Raw genomic sequence first — 7088 nt, 5'->3', positions numbered from 1 at the left:
GCCTCAGACAGATGAGCTGGGGCTTCCCGCTTGTCCTCAAGGGTAAGGAAGGCCAGCCGCTCAAGCCCAAGCCGGTCAACAACACCCGGACCGACAAGCTGTCGAGCTTCTTCTGGCGCTACAGTTTCGAAGAACGCCGATGCCTGATTCCCGTCACTGCCTGGGCAGAAGCAGAAGGGCCGAAGGGCGCCAAGACGCGCAGCTGGCTAAGTCGTCCCGATGCAGAACTGTTTGCGGTAGCCGGCATCTGGCGCAAATCCGACGAATGGGGTGAATGCTATTCGATGGTGATTACCGACGCCGCCGGTGCCGCTGCAGAAGTTCATACGCGGATGCCGGTGCTGCTGGAGGAGGGCGATCTCGCAACCTGGACGCAGGGCACGCCTGACGAAGCTTTCGCCCTTTGCCACCCATGGGGAGGCGAACTTGCGCTCGACTGGACGCGCGAACCATGGTCCGGTCGTGGACAAGTCGGCCTGCTCTAAGGCCCAGAGCTTGAGCGACTCGGAAAGGCGATCTTAACCTTGTCCATATGACGGATACCTTCGTCGCCCTTTCCGACCCGACCCGCCGGCTCCTGCTGGATCGGCTGAGTGCGGAGGGCGGGCTGACCCTATCCGATCTTTCCGAAGACCTTCCGATGACCCGCCAGGCCGTGGCCAAGCACTTGGCAGTGCTCGAAGCCGCCGAACTGGTGGCGAGCGAACGCGACGGGCGGTGCAAGCGGCACTACCTCAATCCCATGCCATTGGCGAAAATGGCGCGCCGCTGGCTGGGCCAGTTCGAAGAAGTCCCGATGAACGCCATGGCCGGCTTTGCCGGTGCACGCGTCAGTCGACCAGAATCCCGCCTTTGACCACTGCATCGACGTCGGCCAGTTCGCTGACGTCTGCCAAAGGATCGCCCGAAACTGCAATCAGGTCGCCCCAGGCACCGGGCTTGATCACGCCGACCTGACCTTCCTGACCCAACGCCTTTGACGCATCGATCGTCGCCGCGCGGATCGCCTCGATCGGGGTCATGCCGTATTCGACCATGATCGCGAATTGTCCGCCCACTTCCTCGTGCGGCATCACCCCGGCATCGCTGGCAAAGACCATGCCCACGCCTGCCTTGTGGGCCTTGCGGAAGTTGTCGCGCTGGATCTGCGCGATCTCGCGATCCTTGCGCAAATTGTCCTCCAGCACGCCATTCGCCTTGCCGGTGCGCTGGGTATAGTCGGTGTTGTAGATGTCCATGCTCAGCCAGGCGCCCCGCTCCTTGGCCAGGCGGATGCCCTCGTCATCGATAAGGCTGGCATGTTCGATCGTGTCGATCCCGGCGCGTATCGCGGCCTTGATCCCGCTGGCGCCGTGCGCGTGTGCGGCAACCTTGAGGCCCCAGAAATGCGCCTCGTCTGCAATGGCGCGGAGCTCCTCCTCGTGGAGCTGTTGTTGGCCCGGTTCGGTGTTGCGGCTGAACACGCCGCCCGTGGCGCAGACCTTGATCACTTCGGCGCCATACTTGCGCTGTTCGCGCACGCGGACGCGGAAGTCCTCGGGGGAATCGGCGACACCCGGGCTCTTGGCGCCAAAGCTGGGCGGCAGGAAGGTTTCATCGCAATGTCCGCCGGTCGCGCCGAGCGCATAGTTGGCGGTGACGATCCGCGGGCCCGGCGTCCACCATTCTTCGATTGCTTGGTCGATAGCCTTCACGTTGTAATTGGAATCGCCGACATTGCGGACCGTGGTGAAGCCGATGCGCAGCATCCGCTCGGCATTGATCACCCCGAGTACCGTCGAGAAGTTGTCGGTGAATTCCAGGCCGCTGTAGCCGCCATATTCGGGTCGCCCGTCGAGGTGCACGTGCATGTCGATCAGTCCGGGCAGCAAGGTGTGCCCGGCAAGATCGATATGTTCGGCGCCCTGAGGGAGTGCTCCACCCGACGTCACGCTGCTGATCTTGCCATCGACGATCACCACCACCGGATTGGCGAGATACTTGCCGGTTTCGACGTCCAGCATGCGGTCGGCGGTGACCGCGACAGTTTCGGCGGAAATCGGTGCGGCAAGCGCCAGCGCGGCAGTGGCGATCAGGAATCGATGCATGGTACCTCCCTTGGTCAGGAGGGACGATACACCAGCTTTTCTAATTGGGAATGGGGTGTTGCTAGAGGGCGGGGCGCCGGCTTGGCCTTTGGCCTGGCGTCCCGCTCACGGCGGGCGAACATCGGTTCGCGGGGCATGATTTCATTCATAGCTCACCACCTCGAATTCGATGCGGTCCCAGTCGAAGAAATAGAACCGGTGACCGGGTTCGTAATCGGCATGGTTGAACGGTTCGAGCCCGTGTTCCACCACTACCGCCTCAGCTGCGTCGAGATCGTCGACCAGCAGGCCGACATGGTTGAGCGGAACGCCCTTGGCGAAGCCGCCCTTGGCCTTCTCGTTGGTGTAGATCGCGAGATAAGTGGTCTCGTCACCCACATGGATCGTCCAACCACCAAGCTGCGACGGGCCGCGCCAGCGCTCGTGCCAGCCTAGCAACTGTCCGAACAGCCTCGCGCTGCGTTCGGGATCGGTGACGGTGATATTGGCGTGTTCGAGTTGGCCCTTGGGCATTGTGCATCTCCTGCGGCTGCCCCGCATCCGAGAGCAGGGGATTGGTGATGCCGATGTAAATACAACCTAAACCTAACTTGAGGTCAAGAGTCAATTTCGCTATGGCTGTGATCGATGAAAGCGAACGATCTGCTCTCGATCGGCGAACTTGCCCAGCGAACCGGGCTCAGTGTCTCCGCGATCCGCTACTACGAGGACAAGAGGCTCGTCGAACCCTGGCGCACTGGCGGCAATCAACGCCGCTATCCGCGCAGCGACATCCGCCGCCTGAGCTTCATTCTGATCGCGCAGCGACTGGGTCTGTCGCTCGGTGAGATCGAGGAAGCAATGAAACGCCTGCCGCAGGGCCGCACGCCCAATGCCGGCGACTGGAAGCGCATCAGTGGGACGATCCGCCAGCGGATCGACTCCCAGATCGCGCAACTGGAGAAAGTGCGCGAAGACCTCGACGGCTGCATCGGCTGCGGCTGCCTGAGCCTCAAGAAATGCGCGCTCTACAACGCCGACGACAAATGGGGCGAGAAAGGCAGCGGCCCGCGGGTGCTGCGCTGAGGCCTGAAGGAATGGTGCCGATCCAATAGTAGTGATCGATGCTGTGGAAGGCACACCTTCACCAAGACTTTTGAACGCATTGAGAACTCGTTGAGGTCGTGCTCGTCAGGCTGAGCGTCTGCAGGCGATCAGCCGAGCAGTCGATTGTAGACCGCCGCAATCCCCGAGTTGATGATCTCTGCCAGAACCGACCAAACGATCAGCCCAAAGAGAAATCCAGTCCAACTGAGTATCTAGGGAAAGTGGCACAGATCCGCATGAACCATGTGCCTGCCGAACCGGGATATGCCCATCGGCATTGCGGTCATGAAAAAGGCTAAAAATAATCCAATCGGCTGTGAATATAATTTCGCTGGATCAAACCAATGTGATAGTATTGATAATAATCGTTCTCCTATCAGCTAAATAAACGATAATTGCACAACGCAAGTTATTTCAGTTGCGTGTTCCATTTGCCCCGGCGAATGCCAGACTATTCATGATTCAACTAAGTTGGTTCCCTCCTCAGCTCACAGCAGCGGAGGGCGGCTGGTGGATCGAATTCGGACATGCCCCTCAGCGGCGTCGGCATGTGTTCCACCCCAACATTCGCATCGACTGCTTGGACGTTGGTAGGGGAAACATTCAGTTGCCTTCCGGAGATTTACCTTCGCATCGAATTGGAGTAATGTTTTGGTCCAGTGTTCCAGGAAGGAGCAGCTGTATGAAACCATTGTCATACTTCGTTCCGCTCGGATTAGCCTTATTGGCCAGCGGAACCGCGACTGCTCAGTCGTCGCAGCCAGCCGAGCAACGCTCACCGATCATCGTCGTTGGCAAATTGCATCCGTCACCCGACGTCATCGTACGTACCGTGTTTATCGGGGACCTTGATCTCAAATCCGCCGCTGGCGAAGCGGAGATGGAAAAGAGAGTCGGTGGGGCTATCGACGACATGTGCAGCATTCCGTCGCCGCTTCCATTGTACGGCCCCCTGATGGAGAAACCGTGTAGGGATGAAGCATGGGCGAGTGCCAGGCCACAGATGGATTCTGCCGTGCGGAAAGCAAAAAGCGAATCGTAAAAGTCGATACAGCGGTCTGCGGTTGCCCAGAGTATCCTTTTCCGGCCCTGTTTCGGGCGAAGTGGCTTGTCTGCCGCCTCTCCGTGTAGCTGTCCTTTAGGGTCGATACTGCGGCCCCAGCCAGCCAGAGCAGCTGCAATGAAGCCCGTGCCGATGAGTCTCTATTTTTCCCCGCCAGATGGGCGGTCGACCGACCAAGGAATTGAGTTCTCGTCCCTTGGTGCCGTGAGAACGCCTGCAATATCGGCAGATTGCAGCTGAATGATTTTTCGAAGCACGGGTATGTACTCGATTGCCGACGCTACGGCATTGCGGCCCGGAGTCTTGACAAAAAAGTGTAATGAGGTTTCAATTTCAATGGGAGCGGTATGTGCGAATGCACAACCGAGTGAGGGGAGAGTGTTATGAGAAAATTGGGTCTGCGCCACAGCTGTGCGCTCGGTGCATTAACGGTTGCCGCCTTTTCAGCAGTGCCTGCGCTTGCGCAAGATGCAGCTGAGGACGAAGCGACTGACGAAAACCGGATCGTTGTAACTGGCTCTTACATCCGCGGCACACCCGAGGACGCGGCGGTGCCGGTTGCGGTGGTCTCTGCAGAAGAGCTTCAGAACAAAGGCATTTCCTCTCCTCTCGAACTCATCAAGAAACTGCCTTCGGTCGGTTCGGTTCTGGGCGATACAAACCAGTTTTCGGTCTCGTCGCAGGGTTTCCAGGGCAATGGTTCGATCAATCTTCGCGGCCTTGGCGCGACCCGCACGCTCGTATTGTTGAACGGCAAGCGCATGATCCAGGCACCCGGTGACGGCTTTACCGACACCAACCTGATTCCCCTCTTCGCGCTGCAACGCGTCGAAATCCTCAAGGATGGCGCGGCTGCCACTTATGGCTCGGACGCCATCGCGGGCGTAGCGAACTTCATCACGCGCAATAATTTCGATGGCGTGGAAATAGCCGGCGATTACACCTTCATCAGCGGCTCGGACGGCAATTACAATGTCAGTGCACTGGTTGGAAAGAACTTCGGAGACCTGAACGTGATGGTCGGCGCGGGCTGGCAACATCGTTCCGAGCTGGCGACAACCAAGCGCTCCTATACTTCGCAGAGCTATGACGAGAATGCTTCAGGCTATTCCGCGCTTGCGACTCCCGGCCTGTTCGCGGTCACATATTCTGGCGCCGGAACGGTCTTTGCCCCCGACAGCGGTTGTAACGAACTGGGTGGTTTCTATACCGCACCGGTCTGCCGCTTTACCTATATCCCCTTCGACAACATCACTGAGGAGGAGGACCGCTACCAGGTCTATGCTCAGGCCGATGCCGACCTATCGGACTCGGTCCGCTGGCATGCTGGTGCGCTGTGGGCCAAGACCGACCTCGAGAGCCTGAACTATTCGCCGGCTTTCCCGCCCACCCAGGGGCCGAAGGGTTCGGGTTTCGTAAGCGCCTTCAGCACTTCCCCGAATAATCCGGCAGTCGCCGCATTCCTGGCCCAGAAAGGTCTGCCGCTATCCGGCGGTGCCAATGGAACCGTCCTGGCGGTGACGAATGTCTATTATCGTCCCTTCGGCTTCATCGGCAATCCGCGCGATCCGGAACGTGGGGCAGGGCAAGGCCTCGCCAAGAACAACGCATGGCGCGTTTCGACCGGCTTCGAAATTGATGTGGGCGAGAACCTCGTCCTCAACGTCGATGGAACCTATTGGCGTTCGGCACGAACCGCATACGCGCCTGGCATAGTCGGCTCGCGATTGCAGGCCGCACTGAACGGTTTCGGTGGGCCGAATTGTTCGGGCACCACTGCCGGACAGAACGGCTGCCAGTGGTTCAACCCGTTCGTACTGGCGGGGCCGAACAACCCGACGCTGGACATCGCCAATCCATTCTATGTCCCGGGGTTCGAGAACGACCCGGACTTGGTTGCCTGGCTCCAGGTGCCGAACGGTACTTTCCAGCGTGAGGAACAATGGGTCGGTGACATCGTGCTGGCTGGCGGCACAGGGCTCCAACTGCCCGGTGGTGAGGTCAACTTCGCTGTCGGTGCGCAGTACCGAAAGAACAACTTCATCAGCCGGCCGCTGAATGATCTGTCGAACCTGGATATCAATCCGTGCTTCAAAGAGGGAGATCGGAGCTGTGTTGGCACCGCTACGGATGGTGTTGGACCGTTCATCTTCCTCGGCGGGACGCGTCCAGTCTCTCTCGACCAGAGCGTCTATGCTTTCTTTGGTGAAGTCCAGCTGCCCATTCTCGACAATCTCGAGTTGACCGCGGCCATCCGCTACGAGGATTATGGTAGCCCGATCGGGTCAACCATCAATCCGAAGGCTGCTGTTCGCTTCGAAGCGACCGATTGGCTGACGCTGCGCGGTTCTATCGGTACGACCTTCCGTGGGCCCTTGGCCAGCAACGTCGATCCCAACTTCGTTACGGCTCTGCAAGGCCTGACGGCGACGGGCGGCAACTACAAATCGGTCGATATCTACGGCAACCCGAACCTCGACCCTGAAACCGCATTGACCTACAACCTCGGCTTCATCGTCGAGACGGGTGGACTGACCTTCAGCACAGACTTCTGGACCTATGAGTTCAAGGACCAGATCGTCATCACACCGGCTGACGCGATCGCCAGCTTTGTGGGTAATGGGCAGACCAGCGGTACCGCGCCGGTAAACTGCTCAAGCGCCTTGGTCGATCTGATCACTTTCTCTGGCAATGCTTGCACCCAGGGCGTGACCAATGGGCTCGATATTGCGCGCGTCCGGACCCAGTATGTCAACGGACCGGACGTGACGGTTCGCGGCCTCGACTTTGCGGCGAACTAGGCCCTGTTGACAAACTGGATTCACAATCGCTGCGAGATGTGATTCAAGATA

At 59.2% G+C, this 7088-nt stretch carries 7 protein-coding genes; 5 read left to right on the top strand and 2 right to left on the bottom strand.

Annotated elements, in window-relative coordinates:
- Together AAFM29_RS10855 and AAFM29_RS10850 are read left to right on the top strand one after the other, a co-directional pair.
- On the top strand, positions 1–485 hold a 485-nt coding region (locus AAFM29_RS10855; RefSeq protein WP_341712823.1), incomplete at its 5' end, for an SOS response-associated peptidase family protein.
- 47 nt (positions 486–532) lie between these two features.
- A complete protein-coding gene (locus AAFM29_RS10850) occupies positions 533–856 on the top strand; it encodes a metalloregulator ArsR/SmtB family transcription factor (RefSeq protein WP_341712822.1) in 324 nt (107 codons plus the stop codon).
- Here the strand turns inward: AAFM29_RS10850 and AAFM29_RS10845 are convergent.
- Together AAFM29_RS10845 and AAFM29_RS10840 are read right to left on the bottom strand one after the other, a co-directional pair.
- Complete coding sequence (locus AAFM29_RS10845; protein ID WP_341712821.1) at positions 831–2087, bottom strand: amidohydrolase family protein; 1257 nt, start codon at positions 2085–2087, stop codon at positions 831–833. The two genes, AAFM29_RS10850 and AAFM29_RS10845, sit on opposite strands and share 26 nt — an antisense overlap.
- Before the next feature lie 141 nt (positions 2088–2228).
- Positions 2229–2600 carry a VOC family protein gene (locus AAFM29_RS10840; protein ID WP_341712820.1) on the bottom strand — a complete coding sequence of 124 codons (372 nt, stop codon included), beginning with the start codon at positions 2598–2600 and terminating at the stop codon, positions 2229–2231.
- A gap of 114 nt (positions 2601–2714) precedes the next feature.
- On the opposite strand from AAFM29_RS10840, the gene soxR reads away from it, so the two are divergent.
- The 3 genes from soxR to AAFM29_RS10825 all read left to right on the top strand — a co-directional run bounded on the left by soxR (position 2715) and on the right by AAFM29_RS10825 (position 7037).
- Complete coding sequence (gene soxR / locus AAFM29_RS10835; protein ID WP_341712819.1) at positions 2715–3152, top strand: redox-sensitive transcriptional activator SoxR; 438 nt, start codon at positions 2715–2717, stop codon at positions 3150–3152.
- A gap of 703 nt (positions 3153–3855) precedes the next feature.
- Entirely contained in the window at positions 3856–4215 is a 360-nt protein-coding gene (locus AAFM29_RS10830; protein WP_341712818.1) for a UrcA family protein, read from the top strand.
- A 404-nt stretch (positions 4216–4619) separates the two neighbouring features.
- Positions 4620–7037: a TonB-dependent receptor domain-containing protein gene (locus tag AAFM29_RS10825; RefSeq protein ID WP_341712817.1), complete on the top strand. Its 2418-nt coding sequence runs from the start codon at positions 4620–4622 to the stop codon at positions 7035–7037.
- Positions 7038–7088: the final 51 nt, after the last annotated feature.

It is taken from the genome of Erythrobacter sp. (genome assembly GCF_038133525.1).
In the GTDB taxonomy this organism is placed as follows: Bacteria; Pseudomonadota; Alphaproteobacteria; order Sphingomonadales; family Sphingomonadaceae; genus Qipengyuania.
The sequence above is the reverse complement of the archived record's forward strand: the minus strand, read 5'-3'. Positions and strand labels throughout refer to the sequence as shown.